Source organism: Calidifontibacillus erzurumensis, assembly GCF_013303125.1.
Classification (GTDB): domain Bacteria; phylum Bacillota; class Bacilli; order Bacillales; family Bacillaceae_J; genus Calidifontibacillus; species Calidifontibacillus erzurumensis.
The window spans coordinates 1-20,525 of record NZ_JABTTE010000029.1 but is presented as its reverse complement, the minus strand read 5'-3'; the positions used below and the strand labels follow the sequence as shown (position 1 = coordinate 20,525).

The window sequence follows — 20,525 nt, the reverse complement described above, 5'->3', positions numbered from 1 at the left end:
GATAACATCGGATAATTTTGTGGATAATGTTAATAAATTCGTGAAAACCTGATTATAATTGATTTTTTCTGTGAATAATCTTGTGGATAGTGTGAATAGTTTTGAAAATTCGAAACAATAGAAAAAAGGCTTTCAAACATAAAACTTAAATGAAAATATTCATTTGCCATAAAAAATCCCCTTAAGGTAACTCAGATTTGATTAATTAATCTGCCTACCTTAAGGGGGAGAATATCCATTTAAAACGATCGACATCTGTTTCAAACTTTTCCTATGTTACCATTTTGAAAATGATATTTTAGGAGAATATTATTTATAATTTCATATTTGAAGGTGTTCCCACTCTTCCATGAGTGCTTCCAGTTCACGATTGTATTTATCGTTTGCTTCTTGTAATTCTGCTGCTTTTTCATAATCTTGATAGACATCCGGGTCGCATAACCGTTCTTCGTTTTCGGCGATCTTTCTTTCTAGTTCTTCAATTTGTTTTTCAATTTCTTCAATCCGACGAAGTCGCTGTCGTTCTTTCCGCTTTTGTTCTTTCTCTTGTTCAAATTTCGTTTTATCGGAAGCCGATTCCAATGAAGGTGCTGTTTCTTTACTTTCATTAGGTACTTGTGCACCTTTTTCAAGCATTTCAAGTTCAGCTTTTTCCGCTTTCTTCATTATATAATAATCGTAATCACCCAAATACGTTTCAAGCCCATCTGTGGATAACTCAATAATTTTTGTTGCTAACCGATTAATAAAATAACGGTCGTGGGATACAAACAAAATCGTTCCAGGATAATCAATTAGCGCATTTTCTAATACTTCTTTACTATCTAAATCAAGATGGTTGGTCGGCTCGTCCAATATTAACAAATTTGCTTTTTTCATCATTAGTTTTGCCAATGAAAGGCGTGCTTTTTCACCGCCGCTCAATGATGAGACGGATTTTAACACATCATCACCACTAAATAGAAAGTTGCCAAGCACAGTTCGAATTTCTTTTTCAGGTTTGAGTGGATATTCATCCCATAGTTCATTTAAAACGGTTTTTGATGATGTGACATTTGCTTGTTGCTGGTCATAATAGCCGATTGTAACATTCGAGCCGAAAGTAATTTTACCGGAAAGAGGCTCAAGTTCTTTCGTCAATGTTTTCAGCAAAGTTGTTTTTCCAATGCCGTTTGGACCTACCAATGCTACGCTTTCTGAGCGCTTTAGCTGGAACGAAATATCTTTCAATATTGGCTTTTCTGTTTTGGAATAGGAAACAGATAGATTTTCAACTGTTAATACATCGTTACCGCTTTGTTTTTCAATTTCAAATGAAAATGAAGCAGATTTTTCATCGCCTAGCGGACGGTCTAATATTTTCATTTTTTCAAGTTGTTTCCTTCTGCTTTGGGCACGTTTTGTCGTTGATGCTCTAGCAATGTTTCTTTGAATGAAATCTTTTAATTTTGCTATTTCTTCTTGCTGTTTTTCAAACTGTTTCAATTCTTGCTCATATAAAGCGGCCCGTTGCTCTAAATATTTGCTATAATTTCCGACAAACTTCCGGCAGTTTGTCCGCGCCAATTCATACACTTGCGTGACGACTTTATCTAAGAAATATCGGTCATGGGAAACAATTAATATTGCACCTGGATAATTTTGTAAATAGTTTTCGAGCCAAGTGAGCGTTTCTATATCTAAATGGTTTGTCGGCTCATCCAAAATCAACAAATCCGGTTTCATCAATAACAGCTTGGCCATTGCTAAACGCGTTTTTTGCCCACCGCTTAACGTTGCGATCGGTGTATTATAATCAAAATCGCTAAAATTCATACCATGCAAGACGTTGCGAATATCAGCTTCATATTGATAGCCGCCTTCATCTTTAAATGCAACCTGCAGCTCATCATATTCTTTTAGTAATTTACTATATTTTTCCTCATCCTGAATATATTCCGGCTCGCCCATTTTCGCTTCTAATTCGCGCAATTTCTTTTCTTTTTGGCGAAGTTCTTGAAAGACCGTCAACATTTCATCCCAGATTGATAAGTTTGACTCTAGTCCTGTATCTTGGGCAAGGTAGCCGATTGTAATATGTTTCGGTTTAATAATTTCGCCGGAATCATAGGACATTTGTCCGGCAATAATTTTCAACAATGTTGACTTGCCGGCACCGTTGCGGCCAACAAGAGCAATCCTATCTTTTTCTTGTACTTCTAATTTAATATTGGATAAAATAAGGTCAGCACCATAATATTTTGTAAGTTGATTGACTTGAAGTATGATCATTATCCGTTCACCTCTTCAAGTCATTAGTTTATCTTATGTTGAGGAGAAAGTATAATTTTTTTCAAAAAAACGGATTAAAACCGAGCAATAAATCTCCCGTAGGAAAACAATTCATTCTCATCACTGCTTTTTTTTTATAAAATAGGAACTAGGGAGTTGAAATTGATGTCGTTTACACATTTTAATGACCAAGGCCGTGCTAAAATGGTCGATATAACGGAAAAAAATGAAACAGTTCGGACGGCGGTCGCGCATTCAAGCATACGAGTGAATGAGGAAATTTATACAAAAGTGAAAGAAAATAAAATGAAAAAGGGTGATGTTCTCGCTGTTGCACAAGTAGCAGGCATCATGGCGGCAAAAAAGACATCAGAATGGATCCCAATGTGCCATCCTCTCATGTTAAAAGGTGTTGATATTAACTTTTCTTGGGAGGAAAAATCACCTGCCTACATTTTGCATATTGAAGCTACTGTAAAAACGAAGGGAAGCACAGGTGTTGAAATGGAAGCGTTAACTGCGGCAACCGCAACAGCATTGACGGTCTACGATATGTGTAAAGCCATTGATAAAGGAATGGTCATCGGTCCAACTTATTTGGTGGAAAAAACTGGAGGAAAAAGCGGAGACTACCGACGAAATGAGTTAGTAGAATATTAAACAAACGGGGGGATGGTATGACTTTTGATAAAAATAAAATACCGCAAGCAACTGCCAAACGCTTGCCGTTATATTACAGGTTTATTGCTAATTTACACGCTTCAGGAAAACAACGTGTTTCTTCAAAAGAATTAAGTGATGCTGTAAAAGTTGACTCAGCTACGATCCGCCGTGATTTTTCTTATTTCGGAGCCCTTGGGAAAAAAGGATATGGATACAATGTGAATTATTTATTGTCTTTTTTTCGGCAAACCTTAAACCAAGATGAAATCGTAAAAGTTTGTTTAATAGGCGTTGGTAATCTTGGTACAGCATTTTTACATTACAATTTTCTAAAAAATAATAACTCAAAAATTGTTATGGCTTTTGATATTGATCCTGCAAAAGTGGGCACGACTGTTGGTGAGGTTCCGGTATATCACTTGGATGAATTAGAAAAAAAAATTACTGGTGAATTAGAGGTAGCCATTTTAACAGTCCCAGCTCAAGTTGCTCAACCAATAACCGACCGCCTTGTTGCATCAGGCATTAAAGGAATATTAAATTTTACTCCTGCTCGTATTAATGTTCCGGAAAAGATCCGGATTCATCATATTGATTTGGCAGTGGAATTGCAAGCACTGATTTATTTTTTAAAACACTATCCTTTAGAATAATGCAATTGTAATTGCCGCAAGATGATGGTTTTCAAAATTTACGGATGCTTATCAAGCAGACGACTCTGAGTGGAAAATTGGCATCATTCAATTTTTAATTGAAAATATATGCTCATGCATGCACATAAAAAATAGCGGCCGCATAAAATGGAACGGTCGCTATTTTTGTTTTTCTATAAATTTTTTATAAAAGAGAAACCTAAGCGCAGTTGTAAAATCGAATGTCGCGATGATCATAAGAAGTATAGTATAAAAATTCCATATCGTATCTTGTACACTTTTAATCGCTAAGTATGTAAAAAGCGCACCCATTAGTCCATAGATCAGCGCCATCGTAAAAGGTGTTGTCTTCATAATTAAAATCCTCCAATAATACTTTGGATCTGATCAAGTTGTTGTCCGAGCTTTTCTAAATGTTCGGCAAATAGAATGCGGATTGATACGACAAACGTATTGATTGTAACGTGAGCTATAATCGGCACAAGAATTCTTTTGGTTTTAACATATAAATAAGAAAAAACAATACCCATAGCTGTATAGATGATTAAATGACTAAAATCTAAATGAACAGCTGCGAAAATTAATGAACTGCTGATGGCTGCAATCAAAAAGTTAAATTGTTTATATAGACTGCCAAAGATGATTTGCCTGAAAATAATTTCCTCAAAAATTGGTCCTGCTACTGAAGTAACAACCATGAAAACAGGTGTTACTTTAGCAATTTCAATTAATGCTTCTGTATTTTCTGACCCCATTTCAATGCCTAGCATCATTTCAATTTGTGCAGCTATAATTTGTGCAAAAAACGCTAAAAAAATCCCATAAATGGTCCAACCTGCTGCTCTAAGTCTAGATACCCTGCCAATGGTCTGATGCCGCTCTTTTATTTCAGGCAATAAAAGGAGGATAGCTATTGTAAGACCAACCGAGAAGCTAATGACAGTCCAGATTGCCAATACATGTTCATCGGGAACGCCACTGGCTAGCAAAAGATCGTAGCCAAACATCATTCCAGAAAATTGAACCAAAATATAAACGAAAATTGTAAGCAAGTATCTGCTATTCAATGCCCTATACTCCTTTTTCTTTTTCATAACCAATACTAATAAAATCCACCTTTGTATTTTAACATACATATATGAAAACTTATAAGATGATGATATATTTTCTGTAATTTTGTTAATACTGAAATTGGAGTTGAGCATAAAAAAGTAGAATCGTCTATTTTTTTCTTTTTTATAGTAGAAATGTAAGTTTTTCTATATAAAAATTAGGGGAATATTTACAAAAAATTATAGTTAATGCTTGCAAAATTGTAATTGTTTTTATATTATTATAAATGTGTTAGCACTCATGATTGATGAGTGCTAATAATGAGTCGAATTATAAAATTTTATATTAGGAGGGTGTTTCACTTGTTAAAGCCATTAGGTGATCGTATTGTTATTGAGCTTGTTGAAGCTGAAGAAAAAACTGCAAGCGGTATCGTTTTACCGGATACTGCAAAAGAAAAACCTCAAGAAGGCCGTGTTATTGCAGTAGGTTCTGGCCGCGTGTTAGACAGCGGTGAAAGAGTTGCGCCAGAAGTAAAAGAAGGCGATCGTATCATCTTCTCTAAATATGCTGGTACAGAAGTGAAATACGACGGCAAAGAATATTTAATTATTCGTGAAAGCGACGTTTTAGCAGTTATAGGCTAATGGTCTTGACGCGGAAAAATATTTGGAAGTGTGTGTCACCTCACTTTTGATTCATTTTTCGCAAGAGAGATCTACTAGTCTTTTACATAGTAGATCACCATCGTAGGTAAACAAATATTATCCGCCCTCAATCCACTGTTAGTAATGTGAAGTACAGTTGCTTCTCGTAGAGGCAAACGGAAATAAGCGGGCATATTTGATTAGGTTCCAATCCTTTTCGGCATGAAAATAGACAGAAGAAAATCTTTGAGGAGGTAATACTAGCATGGCAAAGGAAATTAAGTTTAGTGAAGAAGCACGTCGTGCGATGCTTCGTGGTGTGGATGCATTAGCTAATGCAGTTAAAGTTACCCTTGGACCAAAAGGACGTAACGTAGTTTTAGAGAAAAAATTTGGTTCTCCATTAATTACTAACGATGGTGTAACAATTGCAAAAGAAATTGAATTACAAGATCCATTTGAAAATATGGGTGCAAAATTAGTTGCAGAAGTAGCAAGCAAAACAAATGATGTTGCTGGGGACGGTACAACAACTGCAACAGTTCTTGCTCAAGCTTTAATTCGTGAAGGATTAAAGAACGTAACAGCTGGTGCTAACCCAATGGGAATCCGCAAAGGTATTGAAAAAGCAACACAAGCAGCTGTTGAAGAATTAAAAGCGATTTCTAAACCAATTGAAGGCAAATCTTCTATCGCTCAAGTTGCAGCTATTTCTGCAGCTGACGAAGAAATCGGTCAATTAATTGCAGAAGCAATGGAACGCGTAGGAAATGACGGCGTTATTACAATCGAAGAATCTAAAGGTTTCACTACTGAACTAGAAGTAGTAGAAGGTATGCAATTTGACCGTGGTTATGCATCACCTTACATGGTAACAAACTCTGAAAAAATGGAAGCTGTTCTTGAAAATCCATATATCTTAATTACAGACAAGAAGATTTCTAGCATTCAAGAAATCTTGCCTGTATTAGAACAAGTTGTACAACAAGGCAAACCATTATTAATGATTGCTGAAGACGTAGAAGGCGAAGCTCTTGCTACATTAGTTGTTAACAAGCTTCGTGGTACATTCACTGCAGTTGCTGTTAAAGCTCCTGGCTTCGGTGATCGTCGTAAAGCAATGCTTGAAGATATTGCGATCTTAACAGGCGGTCAAGTAATCACTGAAGATCTTGGCTTAGAGCTTAAATCTGCATCTATCCAACAATTAGGTCGTGCTTCTAAAGTTGTAGTAACTAAAGAAAATACTACAATCGTAGAAGGCGCTGGCGATTCTGAAGCTATTGCAGCTCGTGTAAATCAAATCCGCAAACAAATGGAAGAAACAACTTCTGAGTTTGATAAAGAAAAATTACAAGAGCGCTTAGCTAAATTAGCTGGCGGAGTAGCAGTTATCAAAGTTGGTGCTGCAACTGAAACAGAATTGAAAGAAAAGAAACTTCGCATCGAAGACGCATTGAACTCTACTCGTGCTGCAGTAGAAGAAGGTATCGTTGCTGGCGGTGGTACTGCATTAGTTAACGTATACAACAAAGTTGCTGCACTTGAGTTAAAAGGCGATGAAGAAACTGGTAAGAACATTGTATTGCGTGCTTTAGAAGAGCCAGTTCGTCAAATCGCAACAAACGCTGGTCTCGAAGGTTCTGTAATCGTTGAACGTCTAAAGAAAGAAGAACTTGGCATTGGTTTCAATGCTGCAACTGGTGAATGGGTGAACATGATTGAAGCTGGTATCGTTGACCCAACTAAAGTTACTCGTTCAGCATTACAAAACGCAACATCTGTAGCTGCTATGTTCTTAACTACTGAAGCAGTTGTAGCTGACATTCCTGAAAAAGAAAATAACCCAGGAATGCCTGACATGGGCGGCATGGGAATGATGTAATCCCAACAGTTTTCAATGAAACAAATTGAAAACTAATCATTGCCGAATATAAATTCCAATTCTTAAACCACTTCACATGAATTTGTGAAGTGGTTTTTTTTCGCTAACGGGAACCGCGCCCCCGTGAAGTTCCTAATGAAGAGATGTGTTTTTAGTGTTCCCTCTATTTAAAAAAATATATATCGGTATCTTTTACATGTAGTCTTGGGTATTTGAAACCATTTTCCCCTAATATACTTATCTGGAAAAAAGTTTATCAATCCGCAGAATCCTACATACAACTTTTAAAAAGCTAATTCTTCCTTTTGGTTGGAATTTTTTTTTAATTATCTAAATATGTTCTAGTAAAAGATATTATATTATGATATGGTTTTAATGTTAATATTTTCCATTAATAAATTCGAATGTATTTTATTCAATATAGAACGCATTCTGTTTGTCTAAAAAATAATATTCATATATAATTAAAATCCAATATTTTTTGGAAGATATTTCATGAAATGGAGGGAGCAAACGATGCTGATTATTGAATTTTTAATAGTAGTTATGATCTTGTTTCTTCTAAATCTTTTATTTAATAAATTTTTTGAACAAACAAAGGAGAAGCCTTCAAAAATTTTCTTTAAATCCTTCATCCAAGGTTTCATTATTATTCTAGTAATAGTTTTATATAAAAAATTTGTTTTTAGTAGATTTGGATGTAATAACGATCTAGTGTTTATAGTATAAAAGGGCATGATATAGGGAGGGAACCTTCACATAATCGTCACCTATATTTAAATGTTATGAAGTGGAAATAACATTTTGATTGTGGTTTTGCATAACCTAAAGACTTTTTAAAGAACTTTCAAACGAGTTACATAAATTCCCTTCCTTTTTATAAAACAGTTAAGGAGAAGAAAAAATGAAATGGAGCGGAATTCTCACAATTATTCTTTTAACCTCCTTCTTTTTTGTAAGTGCCTGTGAACAACCAATTAGTAAAGATGCAACGTTATATAAGGGAAAAGCTTTGCGTATTATTGTTATTGGAAATATGCCTGTTATACGTGAAGAACAAGTGAGATTTAAGGAAATGACATTTGAATCTTTATATAATGCTGATTTAAATTCTTATGATGCAGTTTTTATCATGCCAGATTATTTATCAGAAGCGGCAAATATCAAGAACAAAAAAATTTATAGACAAAGTAAAATTCCTATCTTTTTTATAGGAACAAAAGCCTCCTATTTACCTTTTATAACTTTTACAGAAAGTGAGAACGAACTTTCCTATGAGGATTATGTAAAAAGAATTAATGATGATGAAAATTTTGTGGTTGGCATATTGTATACAGAAGATTATTTACAAAGTTGGAAATTTTGTTATGGAAATAGTATTAAAAATCTTAGTAGAGAAGCTGATGAACTACGTATATACTCGGATGTTTTTAGAGTTATAGAATCTCTTGAATACATGAATACTGAAGTTCCTGTTAGAGATAATTTTAAAATTGTAACTTATTAACATTAAATGTAATTTATTAAACGGTGGAATGTAAAAAATTCTATTTATAAAATGTCTTAAGTTACATTGATTTTTATAAGGAAATAGCCAATAGATAGTATGAAGGAGTTATTTGGGTGAATTGTTCCGTCTCCTAAGTAAATCTTCACTTGCACAAAAGAATTATTTTTCTCTCCAAATGATGTGTTTCTACAATATTTTTTCGACAGTTGTCTCTATTTCAATCATCTTTCCCGAAAGTTCAATTTAGGGTGCCTAAAAAAGTGTATACGATTTGAACAGAATATAATAGTAAAAATGCTCTATATTATCAAACGTCTGAAAATTCGCATTTGTAAAAATAGTAATCTTTTTATATGATAATTCTATAGATTCTTTTTGTAGATTAACAGAAAAGATATATTAATCTAATAAAAAGGAGTTTTGGAATGGGAATTAGAAAATTTGTAACTCCTGAAATTATTTTTGGTATCGGTTCCATTGATCAAGTTGGTGAAAGTTGTTTGAGACTTGGAGCGAAAAAAGTGCTCATTGTAAGTGACGTAGGTGTTGTGGAAGCAGGATGGGTGGAAAAAGTCATTCATAATTGTCGTCAAGTAGGTTTGGATTACGCAACATTTTTTAATATTACTATGAACCCAAAAGATTTTGAAGTTGAACGAGGGAAGGAAATTTACCAGTGTAATAATTGTGATTCTATTATTGGTGTAGGTGGCGGCAGTGCCTTGGATGTTGCGAAAGCTATTGCCATTGTAGCAACAAACGGCGGCCATATTTCTGATTATGAAGGGGTCGACCAAATTAAGCGGCCGTTGCCACCGATGGTGATGATTTCCACGACAGCGGGTTCAGGTTCTGAGGTTTCGCAATTTTCTGTCATTGTCGACACAATTAGACAGAAGAAAATGACGATCATTTCAAAATCATTAGTTCCAGATATTGCAATTGTAGATCCTAATACATTAGTTACAAAAAATCAAGGCTTAACGGCATCCACTGGCTTGGATGTCCTTGCTCATGCGATCGAAGCTTATGTTAGTGTTGCAGCAAATCCTTTAACAGATGTTCAAGCGAAAAACGCAATTTCACTCGTATCAGAATATTTGCGGCCATCCGTTGCCTCTAAAACAAATATGGAAGCTAAAATGGCGATGGCGATGGCAAGTCTCCAAGCTGGGTTGGCATTTTCGAATGCTATACTAGGTGCTGTTCATGCGATGTCACATGCGATTGGAGGACGTTTTCCGTTAGCGCACGGGGATATTAATGCCATTTTGTTGCCGCATGTTATGGAGTTTAATTTTATTGCAACACCAAAACGCTTTATGGATATTGCAGCGATGATGGGAATAGATGTACGCGGTATGGATCCGTCGGAGGCTGGGAGAAAAGCAATTGAAAAAGTAAGGGTATTATCCTCGGAAATAGGTGCTCCTAAGCGGCTTTCCGATATGGGTTTGAAAGAGGATGATATCCATGCTATGAGTAAAATTGCCCTTGAGGATGCCTGCATGATTACAAACCCACGGGATGTAACATTAGAGGATATCGAGCAATTATTTAGGCTAGCCTTATAATTTCTATAGATTAAAATTCGTATTACTTCGTAAGTGGGAATTGCCGGGTGGGGGGTCTTAGAATATGTTAAAAAGTAAACAAGAGATGATTGACCTATTGACTGGCGTTAAATCATCGAAACGGAGCTACTATACAGAATTAAAAATAATAAATGCGAAGCTAAAAAAGAAAAACATGATGCTTGAAATTATTAATGATGTCATGAAAAGTTTTAATGTAGACATGTGTTTGGATGATATGTTTAAAAATATTTTGAATAAGTTAAAAGAGCTGTACAGCTTTAGCCGTTTAAGCTTATCTCTATATGAAGACGGCCAATTAATATTGTCCAATGTTTTTCCTTCAGATTCATTTATAGTTAAAGTTGGGGAAGCGTTACCAAAAGAATTTTCATCGTATTGGAAAGTTTTTGAAACCGGAAAAGCTGCTCAAATCCGCTTTCCAAACGATTCTGCTTCTTCTATAGAGCAAGAAACTTTTTCGAAATTGCAAATAAAAAGTGTTTTTTTATTTCCTCTTATTAGTAAAAAGAAAATTATTGGTGTCCTCAGCATCGGAAGTAAAAAAGTAATCGAATGTGAAGAAAATGATATTTTATTTTTACAGCAATTGGCTGATCAACTTGCGGTTTGTATTGAAAATTCAAGGCTTTATAATGAAGTTTTACGCGGAAATAAAGAATGGGAAGAAACATTTCGGTCTGTTTTAGACATGATCATAGTAGTAGATATGGACGGTACGATTTTAAGATTTAATGACTCAGTATGCAAGTTTTTTAATTTGACCGATTCTCAAATTTATCGAAAAAAATGTTTTGAACTTTTTGGTGAGGAAGAGAAAGATCTTCTGGAAGAAAGTTTGCGAACGAACACGACTACTTATGCACAAGTTAAATTAAATAATGATCGGATTTGCGATATTTATATGTATCCCGTCTATAATGATAAAAATGAAAAGTATGGCGTCATTTTATATATGAAAGATGTTACAGAAAAACTTCATGCCGAAGCCCAATTAATTCAATCTGGGAAACTTGCTGCGTTGGGTGAAATGGCCGCTGGTGTAGCACACGAACTAAACAGTCCGTTAACAGCCATTTTAGGAAATTCCCAGTTATTACTTCGAAAAGTAGATAAAAATGACCCTTCCTTTAAGCTATTAGAAGACATAAAAAATTGTGGCGACCGTTGCAAAAATATTATTCGGAACTTATTAACGTTCTCTAGACAGGATGAGTATTTACCGAGAGAATGCTTTATTAATGATGCTGTAAAACAAGTATTAAGTTTAATATCCTATCAAATTGAAAGGCATAATATAAAGATTGTGGCTGATCTTGCTGATAATTTGCCAGCCATTGATGGTAATTTACAGCAGATTGAACAAATCGTTATTAATCTTCTATTAAATGCAAAAGATGCAGTAGAAGCCACTTCAAATCGCGATAAGAGAATTTTAATTAAAACGGGTATAGCGGAAAATGATGGAGAACATTTTGTTACTTTAAAAGTGGAAGATAACGGCATCGGGATTAAAGAGAACGATCTATCTGAAATTTTTCGGCCTTTTTATACGACAAAACAGCAAAGCAAGGGAACAGGACTGGGGCTATCTGTTAGCCTAGGGATTGCCAAAATGCATGGAGGTACGATTGAGGTAGAAAGCCAAGTTGGTGTTGGCAGCACCTTTACATTATTATTGCCTGTACGTAATCAAGACCATAATGGATAAGGAATGATTGTATGACACATGTACTTATTATCGATGATGAGAGGGAAGTATGCACATTTTTAGAATACTTTTTATCCAGTAAAGGTTTTACTGTAAAAACAGCTTTTAGCGGGCAACAAAGTGATTTATTAATCGATCAACATACGTTTCAATTGGCAATGATTGATGTGAAATTACCGGATACGGACGGCTTTACGATTTTAAAAAAATTAAAAGAAAAGCAGCCTCATTGCAAAGTCATTGTTATGACTGGATTCAGCACAGTAAAGACAGCTGTTGAAGCTATAAAACTTGGTGCTAATGATTACATTGAAAAACCGTTTGATGATCTTGATCAGTTAGAAGCTTTAATTGATGAAATGCTCTCTAATGATGTATCGATAGTTCAAAATGAAGCAAAGCGCCTCGCGCAAGAAGTTGGTTTTATTACAGGCAATAATGAAGAGATGGAGCATTTAATTACAATTGCATACAAGATTGCCAAGAAAAATATTAACGTCCTAATCCAAGGGGAAACAGGAACAGGGAAGGAAGTTTTGGCAAAATATATTCATGAAGCAAGTCGCCGTGCGAATGAAACATTTCTTGGGGTAAACTGTGGGGCTTTATCCGAATCTTTGTTGGAAAGTGAACTTTTTGGTCATGAAAAAGGAGCGTTCACCGGTGCAACGCAGCTTCGAAAAGGTTTGTTTGAACTAGCTAACTCCGGAACGTTATTTTTAGATGAAATTGCTGAAGCGTCGCCAGCCATTCAAGTAAAATTGCTCCGCGTTTTGGAAACACGCGAGTTTATGCGAGTTGGCAGTGAAAAAATATTTCGGACAAATGCTCGAATCATTGCAGCCAGCCATGTGAATCTTGAAGAAGCTGTTATAGAAAAGAAATTCCGCCAAGATTTATTGTATCGGTTAAATGTTGTGAAGTTGGAAATATTACCATTACGAAAGAGGAAAGAGGACATTCCGCTATTAATAAACTATTTCCTAGAGAAATATGATGCCAAACATTTAACATTTACAAATGAGGCTATGGAGCTTTTAGAGAACTACCATTGGCCAGGCAATATCAGGGAACTTGTCAATGTAGTCACGCGGGCGATTACCCTTTCGGAAGGGGAAACAACACAAATTACGAAAGATTATTTGCCACGTTCTATACAAAATGCCCAAAATACAGAAATTGAAGAAAAAATAGAAGTAAAAAAATCATTTCTTGATCCAATAAATAGTCGCGAAAAAACTTGGAAAGATCCTAATTTCAATAATTTAAAAAAATATTTAGATCAATGGAATGCTGAATTGCTTTTATATTGGCAAAGTGAACAGACAATTCCTTTAGAAATCATAAAAGAGAAAATAAAAGAATTAGAGAATGTAACTGGAAAAGCTTTTATAAAAAAAGCTTTAATTAGCACAATGGGAAATCGAAAAGAAGCAGCGAAACTCTTGAAAATAACACCACGCCAATTACGTTATTTGTTAACGGAAAAGAAACACTACACGCAATGAGAAAAATAAAGAATCATTTACACTTATGTTGGCTGATGTTTAAGTGCATTATTGGAAAAAGCCCCTCTCATCAACTAACTTTGAGGGGCTCTTCTTTTTTAGATTGGGTAGTTCTTGAAGAAGACTCTTTATTTAAAGCCAACAATAATATCATTCCAATGATACAAGCTGTACCAACCCATTGAAAAAAACCAAACGGTTCTTTTAACCAAAAGACCGTTGTCAGAACAGCTGCTAGTGGCTCTATGCTGCTTAATAGACTTGATTCTTTAGCTGACAGTATTTGTAAACTTTTCATAAAGAACCAAAATGCAAGCATCGTACCAATTATGATGACGAAGGCTAAATAAAAATAAGCTTCTAAAGTTAAGCTATTAAAATCCATTTGCCAAGGTGGACGGATAAAACTTAGCGCGAAACCACCGATGATCATAGCCCATCCGACAATGACAAGAGAATCGTATAGCTTCAGTAACGGAACTGCATATAGAGTATAAAATGCTAAAGTTATTGCAGATAGAACACCCCAAATAATTGCAAGTGTTGGCACTGATAATTGAGAAATAGAGCCGTTTGTTAATAAGAAAAAACAACCTACTAAAGCCAGAGTAACAGTTAACAAATCTTTTCCTGTGAGAACCGTTTGTTTTCGGATAATTAAGTATACGATGATCATAACAGGTGCTAAATATTGTAATAGTGTTGCAACAGCAGCATTTCCATGTTTAATGGAAGCCATATAGGTATATTGAACGGCAAGCATACCAAGTAACCCGAAGATCATCAATTGAGTGGCTGTCCTTCGAGTTTTCCAAACACCTAGTATTTGGGAACGGTTTTCTCCGAAAAATTGAACAGTTAATAGTAAAAAACCAGCTATTAGCAATCGGATTGTTACTAACCAATCTACATCGATTGGAAACTGTTGAAAAAGCTTATTTGCAACTGTGCCACCAATCCCCCAAAAAATTGCTCCCGTTATAACAAGAACAATTCCCTTTCGTCTATTCAATGAATTCTCCACCTTTACAAGTATAAATAATGTTACGGAATATATTTAAACAACCGGCATGCGTAATTAGAACAAGAAGAACATAACATATTTGTTTGTTTATGGCAAAAAAATTATTAAATTACCGAAAGTGTATTTATGGTAAAATATGGTTATCGGAGATTTTGGTTAAAAAAAATTAGTTAAAGGGGAAGGGCCTTTTGAAAAAGGTATTAGCACTGTTTTCGATTATTTTTATTATAGGATTTATTTCTATTTTAATAATTAAAAATGATAAACAAACTGAAGAAACTCCAAAAATATTAACCGAATTAAGGGATAACGGTATTATTGAGGGAAAAAGAGAATTTATTTTCAGTCTTGAGAATATAGGCAAAAATGAAGCTGAATTACAATTCCTCACTTGGCTGGAATATAATTACTCTTTACAGTATTTGACATACAAAGAAGAAGTTTCCCCCGATGGAACAACTGAACATGTAGACTTAAAAAAGAGAAATAGACCAAGAAAATTAGTATTAAAACCAAATGAACGAATCGACTATAGGTTGCATTTAAGTGGCTACCCAAAGGGGACATATGAAATTACTGTATCCCCAGCAGTTGATCAATATAACTTAGGGATTCAAAAAATAGTATTTTCCATTGAGTAGTGTATGGAACAAAGTTTAACCAATGGATATGCTTAAATAAAGAAATTGCTTTTTCTGTGAAAATGTTGACGGAAAGTAATTTCATTCTGGGTTGTGGCCGGAAGATCATGGTAGTTATTTTACCAAACGGAGCAGGTTGTCTAATAAGAAATCATGTTGAGGGCAAAATACGAATCTATTGGATTATAGTATTATTGTTTCTGATTCGTCATTAGATTGTGAAAAGATATATTTTAAGAGTAGTAACGGAGATATTGCTTTGGCAATCATTTTTTATAATCAAAGAAGATTTATTCAATCAGAGGAAAAAAGAAATGTTCATTGCTGAAAATATAATTAGGCATAAAAATGTTTCGGAAGTAAAACAAAAATTATCTGAAGATTGTGCGCATTAGTAAGAAAATCTGAAATGAACATTTTTAAATGAAGGAGGTATTTAAAATTGAAAGAATTTATTGGAATATTTTTAGTTTCTATAATTATTTGTTGGATGTTTGCCATTTTCTTCATCGGATTTATAGTAGAAAATGCTTGGGTTTTAATAATTTTTATTGCATTCGTGTTAGCAGTGATAGTTACAATTTTTATAAAACTGGTATCTAGAATTGAAGATTTAGAAAGGAAAGTGGAAAAGTTATTAAATAACAAACAGGATTAGAAATGTCTTCCTAAGGTCGTGAACCATATAAAGTTAGGAATGAAACAACAGAATATAAATCTGCAAACAGTTTCATAGCTTCGTTTGTTATACGAGATCAGAGTCCCAATCAGCCTCCATTTTGTTTCTATAAGTATGGGGGAGTTGACGGGATCAAGTCTCACAGGTGAGGATGACTGTAACAATCAGAAATAATTTCAATTCTAGGTAACCTTTTAATATAAACGAAGGTGGTAGTTGAAAAAAAGGACATAACATATTAGGCGAATAAAATATGTTATGTCCTAAAATATAATTAAGTTTTGACAACAAGGACTTAAGGGGTGTTTTATTCATTAATTATGACAGTTTTTTAATTTCATTGTATTCTTCCTCTGAGAATACACGGGAACGGGTAATAAAATGCATGTTTTCCACGCTATCAAGAGAAAAGGTTGCACCTCTACCGGGTATGGCATCAATAATCAACTGTGTATGTTTCCAATATTCATATTGTTTTTTATGAATATAAAAAGGAACGCCTCCAATGGATCCAAGATATAGATCCGAATCTCCTATATAAAAATCATCCTTTCCATAACACATTGGTGCAGCACCGTCGCAACAACCATCTGATTGATAAAATAGAAGATCACCATGTTTCTTTCGGATTTTTTCTATTAATTTAAGTGCATTGTCTGTTGCAACAACACGTTCTACCATTTTTATGACACCCTTTCGAATTTAAAAAAAACCAAGGGGACTTTTATTATAATTGACGAGTATACATTTTGTTTGTTGATAATGTTCAAGCATCATCGCATGAGTTTCACGGCCAATACCTGACATTTTGTAACCGCCGAATGCAGCACCAGCCGGATATTGATGGTAAGTATTTGTCCATACACGGCCTGCTTGAATGGCCCGACCAGCACGGTAAGCTAAATCGCCATTTCTAGTCCATACGCCAGCACCTAAGCCATACATCGTATCATTTGCAATTTCAATGGCTTCATCGAAGTTTTTGAATGTAGTCACACTGAGAACAGGTCCAAAAATTTCTTCTTGGAAGATTCGCATTTTATTATTGCCCTTGAAAATGGTTGGTTTAATATAATAACCATTGTCAAGATGGCCGCCAAGTCGATTTTCCTCACCACCAATTAATAGTTGCGCTCCTTCTTCAATACCTAAACGAATGTAGGATAGGATTTTTTCCTTTTGTTCCAAGGAAGCTTGTGCACCCATCATAACTTCAGTATCGAGCGGGTTTCCGACTTTAATCGCTTTTACACGTTCTAAAGCGCGCTCCATAAATTGATCGTAAATATTTTCTTGAATTAACGCACGGGAAGGGCAAGTACAAACTTCACCTTGGTTAAGGGCAAACATTACCAATCCTTCGATGGCTTTGTCTAAAAATTCATCATCTGCACTCATGACATCTTCAAAGAAGATGTTTGGAGATTTTCCACCTAGTTCAAGTGTTACTGGGACTAGATTTTCAGATGCATATTGCATAATTTGACGGCCAACAGCTGTTGAACCAGTGAAGGCAACTTTTGCGATCCGCGGGCTTGTTGCAAGTGGCTTGCCCACTTCTAAACCATAGCCATTGACGATGTTAACAACACCAGGAGGAAGTAAATCTTCGATGAGTTCCATGAGAACCATAATAGAAGTAGGTGTTTGCTCTGCAGGTTTTAAAACAACGGTATTGCCTGCAGCTAATGCTGGCGCTAATTTCCATGCTGCCATTAAAATTGGGAAATTCCATGGAATAATTTGTCCAACAACACCGATCGGCTCATGGAAATGGTAAGCTACGGTATCATTATCTAATTGAGTAATTCGGTCTTCTTGTGCACGAATGGCAGCGGCAAAATAGCGAAAATGGTCAATTGCTAATGGAATATCAGCGTTTAACGTTTCGCGCACTGCTTTACCATTTTCCCAAGTCTCAGCAACTGCGAGCATTTCTAGATTTTCTTCAATTCTATCAGCAATTTTATTTAAAATACGGGCGCGTTCTGCTGCTGAAGTTTTTCCCCAAGAGTCTTTTGCTGCATGGGCTGCATCTAAAGCCAGCTCAAGGTCTTCAACAGTAGAGCGGGCAGCCATCGTATACACTTCTCCAGTTACAGGAGTGATATTTTCAAAATATTGCCCTTTCACTGGTGGAGTCCATTTGCCTCCAATATAGTTATCATATTTTTCCTTAAAATGTACGATAGCTCCGTTTGTATTTGGATTTGCATAAATCACAGATTACTCTCCCCTTTATAGTTTAATAGGATTTACCCACCGAAGATTATTACAGTGGGTAAGTTAGAGCGAAAAATTATAGCTCATTTAAGATATATTACATTGCTGCACGAATCATTCCTTGTACATCATCTAAAGTTGCTTTACGAGGATTTGTAAACGAGCAGGCATCTTTCATCGCATTTTCAGCTAAAGCAGGAATATCTTCTTCTTTTACTCCAAGCACTGTTAGGTTTTCTGGAATACCTACATCTCTTGCAAGAGTTTCGATCGCTGTCAGTGCTAATTCTGCAGCTTCACGTGTAGATAAACCGCTTACATTTTCACCGAAAGCAACAGCAATATCTACAAAGCGTTCAGGTTTAGCTATTAAATTAAAACGTTCAACGTGCGGTAATAGAATAGCGTTACAAACCCCGTGCGGTAAGTTATAAAATCCGCCCAATTGGTGAGCGATAGCATGAACATAACCTAAAGAAGCATTATTAAATGCCATTCCAGCTAAAAACTGTGCATAGCTCATGTTTGTTCTAGCTTCAATATCTTCACCGTTTGCAACTGCAGCTCGAAGATTTTGGCTAATTAAACGGATAGTTTGCAAAGCACAAGCATCTGTAATTGGTGTAGCATCTGTAGAAACATAAGCTTCAATCGCATGAGTAAGCGCATCCATACCTGTTGCTGCTGTTAATGATGCAGGCATCTTAACAGTTAACATTGGATCATTGATGGAAATCAATGGAGTTGTATGTTTATCAACAATTGCCATTTTGACTTTTCTTGCAGTATCAGTAATGATACAGAAACGAGTCATTTCACTAGCAGTACCTGCTGTTGTATTAATAGCAACTAGCGGGGTCATCGGTTTTGTTGATTTGTCAATTCCTTCGTAGTCATGGATGGTTCCGCCGTTAGATGCAACAAGTCCAATACCTTTTGCGCAATCGTGTGAACTTCCGCCACCTAAGGAAATGATAGAATCGCATCCTTCGTCCCGATACATTTTCAACCCAGCTTCTACGTTTAGATCTGTTGGGTTTGGCTCAGCACCATCAAAAATAGCAACTTCGACACCAGCACGACGAATGATAGATGCAATTTCTTCTGCGATACCTAAGTTGCTTAACCCCTTATCAGTTACGAGTAAAGATTTGTTGCATCCTAGTGCTTTGATTCTTGGCCCAGCTTCATTGATTGCTCCAACTCCCATTAAATTGACCGTTGGCATAAAGAAGCCATAAACTTTTTGATTTGCCATAGAAAAGTCTCCCCCTTAAAAAAATAAATTTTTTTGAATTCGCTAAATATAGATGCAACAATCATGCCAAAATTCGAAAAAATAAGAAAATAAAAAATAAACATTAGAATTACTAGGCGTTTCTAGCAGGTTTTAAAAATTTCTTTATACATAGGGGGGAGGGGAAAGAGAATTTTACGCCAAAAAATCGGCGTATTTGTCCAAAAAAGTGGCCGCATTCACAAAAAATTGTAGCTTTATTTCAATTATTAAACATTTGTTTAAAAGATAGCGGGGAAAAGCGAATATCAACAATAGAGGAAAACATAAATAAAAGGCTACTCCACTTGAAAGAGTAGTCTTTTATAGTTTGAATGATTAATTTTCATATAAGAACATGCGATCTTTCTTTCATTAACCTAAAAGTAATTAAAATCTATAAGATTTGCAAGCAGGGATTTGTTAACACGCTTCCTACAATAATTATTTATGCCTTGATACAAACGGATTTCCTGTAACCCAAAAGCGCCAAGGATAATCTCTTGCCTCGCCAGTATTTTCAATTCCAATTCTTTTTCCTTGTGAAATAGAATCGGGAGTAAAACCATCAGCGATCATTAGCGGTGGCTGTAAAAAAGTGCGACCATAATCTTCCATTGTTATTCCAAGTGCTTTCGTTAATTTTCCTGGTCCATTCGTTAAATTTTTCAAATCATCTATTTTTCTTCTTTTTTTCATTAGGTCGATGCCATGATAAGGCTCTACCGCACGAATAAGGATAGCTTCGGGCATATCTTTTTTACCGCTGACAACATTGACTAAACAATGGGTGTGCATTTGATACGTATAGACATGACCTGCTTCATGAAACATGATTTCCGTCCTTTTTGTGCGTCGGTTTTGATAGCTATGGGCGGCCCGATCCTCGGGTCCAATATATGCTTCAGTTTCGACAATGAAGCCGGCTGAAATGCCTTCCACTGTTTTTTTAATTAATAAACATCCTAGCAAACTTTGAGCAAGTTCTAGTGTAGGCTGCTCAAAAAAATTTCGCTCCTTCACTTTGAATGTTTGCAGCAAAACATCCTCATCCATGAAAATCCTCCTAAGCCAGTTGAAATATGCAGGTCATAAGAGTGGGTACTTTTTCTTTTTTTAGTAAAAGGAATGAACGTGGTGTATTTACTAGTTTTAACTTAAAAACGATTTGTCTTACATCAAATTT

General features: G+C 35.4%; 18 protein-coding genes. 10 read left to right on the top strand and 8 right to left on the bottom strand.

Going from position 1 to position 20,525, the window contains the following annotated elements; translation table 11 throughout:
- Positions 1-321: 321 nt before the first annotated feature.
- Positions 322-2,271, bottom strand: coding sequence for an ABC-F family ATP-binding cassette domain-containing protein (locus tag HR057_RS15420; protein WP_173732336.1), 1,950 nt, complete (start codon positions 2,269-2,271; stop codon positions 322-324).
- 162 nt (positions 2,272-2,433) lie between these two features.
- Between HR057_RS15420 and moaC the strand changes: the two genes are divergently transcribed.
- Together moaC and HR057_RS15410 are read left to right on the top strand one after the other, a co-directional pair.
- Positions 2,434-2,931: a cyclic pyranopterin monophosphate synthase MoaC gene (gene moaC / locus HR057_RS15415; RefSeq protein ID WP_173732335.1), complete on the top strand. Its 498-nt coding sequence runs from the start codon at positions 2,434-2,436 to the stop codon at positions 2,929-2,931.
- A gap of 17 nt (positions 2,932-2,948) precedes the next feature.
- Positions 2,949-3,587 carry a redox-sensing transcriptional repressor Rex gene (locus HR057_RS15410; protein ID WP_173732334.1) on the top strand — a complete coding sequence of 213 codons (639 nt, stop codon included), beginning with the start codon at positions 2,949-2,951 and terminating at the stop codon, positions 3,585-3,587.
- 159 nt (positions 3,588-3,746) lie between these two features.
- Here HR057_RS15410 and HR057_RS15405 read toward each other — a convergent pair whose 3' ends face one another.
- Both HR057_RS15405 and HR057_RS15400 read right to left on the bottom strand, forming a co-directional pair.
- On the bottom strand, positions 3,747-3,941 hold the full coding sequence (locus tag HR057_RS15405) for a YdiK family protein (RefSeq protein WP_173732333.1): 195 nt from the start codon (positions 3,939-3,941) through the stop codon (positions 3,747-3,749).
- Between the two features lie 2 nt (positions 3,942-3,943).
- Positions 3,944-4,654, bottom strand: coding sequence for a CPBP family intramembrane glutamic endopeptidase (locus HR057_RS15400; protein ID WP_407926131.1), 711 nt, complete (start codon positions 4,652-4,654; stop codon positions 3,944-3,946).
- Positions 4,655-5,002: 348 nt separating this feature from the next.
- On the opposite strand from HR057_RS15400, the gene groES reads away from it, so the two are divergent.
- The 6 genes from groES (at position 5,003) to HR057_RS15370 (ending at position 13,496) form a co-directional block, all read left to right on the top strand.
- Positions 5,003-5,287, top strand: a complete 285-nt coding sequence (gene groES / locus HR057_RS15395; RefSeq protein WP_173732332.1) for a co-chaperone GroES — start codon at positions 5,003-5,005, stop codon at positions 5,285-5,287.
- Between the two features lie 265 nt (positions 5,288-5,552).
- Positions 5,553-7,172, top strand: a complete 1,620-nt coding sequence (gene groL, locus HR057_RS15390) for a chaperonin GroEL (RefSeq protein ID WP_173732331.1) — start codon at positions 5,553-5,555, stop codon at positions 7,170-7,172.
- Between the two features lie 904 nt (positions 7,173-8,076).
- Positions 8,077-8,679, top strand: coding sequence for a hypothetical protein (locus HR057_RS15385; RefSeq protein ID WP_173732330.1), 603 nt, complete (start codon positions 8,077-8,079; stop codon positions 8,677-8,679).
- 428 nt (positions 8,680-9,107) lie between these two features.
- The gene (locus HR057_RS15380; RefSeq protein WP_173732329.1) at positions 9,108-10,256 is read left to right on the top strand and encodes an iron-containing alcohol dehydrogenase; all 1,149 of its coding nucleotides are present in this window, start codon (positions 9,108-9,110) and stop codon (positions 10,254-10,256) included.
- A gap of 64 nt (positions 10,257-10,320) precedes the next feature.
- Entirely contained in the window at positions 10,321-11,988 is a 1,668-nt protein-coding gene (locus tag HR057_RS15375) for an ATP-binding protein (protein ID WP_173732328.1), read from the top strand.
- An 11-nt stretch (positions 11,989-11,999) separates the two neighbouring features.
- Complete coding sequence (locus tag HR057_RS15370) at positions 12,000-13,496, top strand: sigma-54-dependent transcriptional regulator (RefSeq protein ID WP_173732327.1); 1,497 nt, start codon at positions 12,000-12,002, stop codon at positions 13,494-13,496.
- 70 nt (positions 13,497-13,566) lie between these two features.
- Here HR057_RS15370 and HR057_RS15365 read toward each other — a convergent pair whose 3' ends face one another.
- Complete coding sequence (locus tag HR057_RS15365; protein ID WP_173732326.1) at positions 13,567-14,508, bottom strand: EamA family transporter; 942 nt, start codon at positions 14,506-14,508, stop codon at positions 13,567-13,569.
- 200 nt (positions 14,509-14,708) lie between these two features.
- Between HR057_RS15365 and HR057_RS15360 the strand changes: the two genes are divergently transcribed.
- Together HR057_RS15360 and HR057_RS15355 are read left to right on the top strand one after the other, a co-directional pair.
- Positions 14,709-15,161: a hypothetical protein gene (locus HR057_RS15360; protein ID WP_173732325.1), complete on the top strand. Its 453-nt coding sequence runs from the start codon at positions 14,709-14,711 to the stop codon at positions 15,159-15,161.
- Positions 15,162-15,603: 442 nt separating this feature from the next.
- Positions 15,604-15,819 carry a hypothetical protein gene (locus HR057_RS15355; RefSeq protein WP_173732324.1) on the top strand — a complete coding sequence of 72 codons (216 nt, stop codon included), beginning with the start codon at positions 15,604-15,606 and terminating at the stop codon, positions 15,817-15,819.
- Between the two features lie 339 nt (positions 15,820-16,158).
- On the opposite strand, the gene HR057_RS15350 is transcribed toward HR057_RS15355, so the two are convergent.
- The 4 genes from HR057_RS15350 to HR057_RS15335 all read right to left on the bottom strand — a co-directional run bounded on the left by HR057_RS15350 (position 16,159) and on the right by HR057_RS15335 (position 20,395).
- On the bottom strand, positions 16,159-16,521 hold the full coding sequence (locus tag HR057_RS15350; protein WP_173732323.1) for a DUF779 domain-containing protein: 363 nt from the start codon (positions 16,519-16,521) through the stop codon (positions 16,159-16,161).
- 21 nt (positions 16,522-16,542) lie between these two features.
- Positions 16,543-18,063, bottom strand: coding sequence for an acetaldehyde dehydrogenase ExaC (gene exaC / locus HR057_RS15345; protein ID WP_173732322.1), 1,521 nt, complete (start codon positions 18,061-18,063; stop codon positions 16,543-16,545).
- 97 nt (positions 18,064-18,160) lie between these two features.
- On the bottom strand, positions 18,161-19,321 hold the full coding sequence (locus HR057_RS15340) for an iron-containing alcohol dehydrogenase (RefSeq protein ID WP_173732321.1): 1,161 nt from the start codon (positions 19,319-19,321) through the stop codon (positions 18,161-18,163).
- A gap of 462 nt (positions 19,322-19,783) precedes the next feature.
- Positions 19,784-20,395 carry a DNA-3-methyladenine glycosylase gene (locus HR057_RS15335; protein ID WP_173732320.1) on the bottom strand — a complete coding sequence of 204 codons (612 nt, stop codon included), beginning with the start codon at positions 20,393-20,395 and terminating at the stop codon, positions 19,784-19,786.
- Positions 20,396-20,525 lie beyond the last annotated feature (130 nt).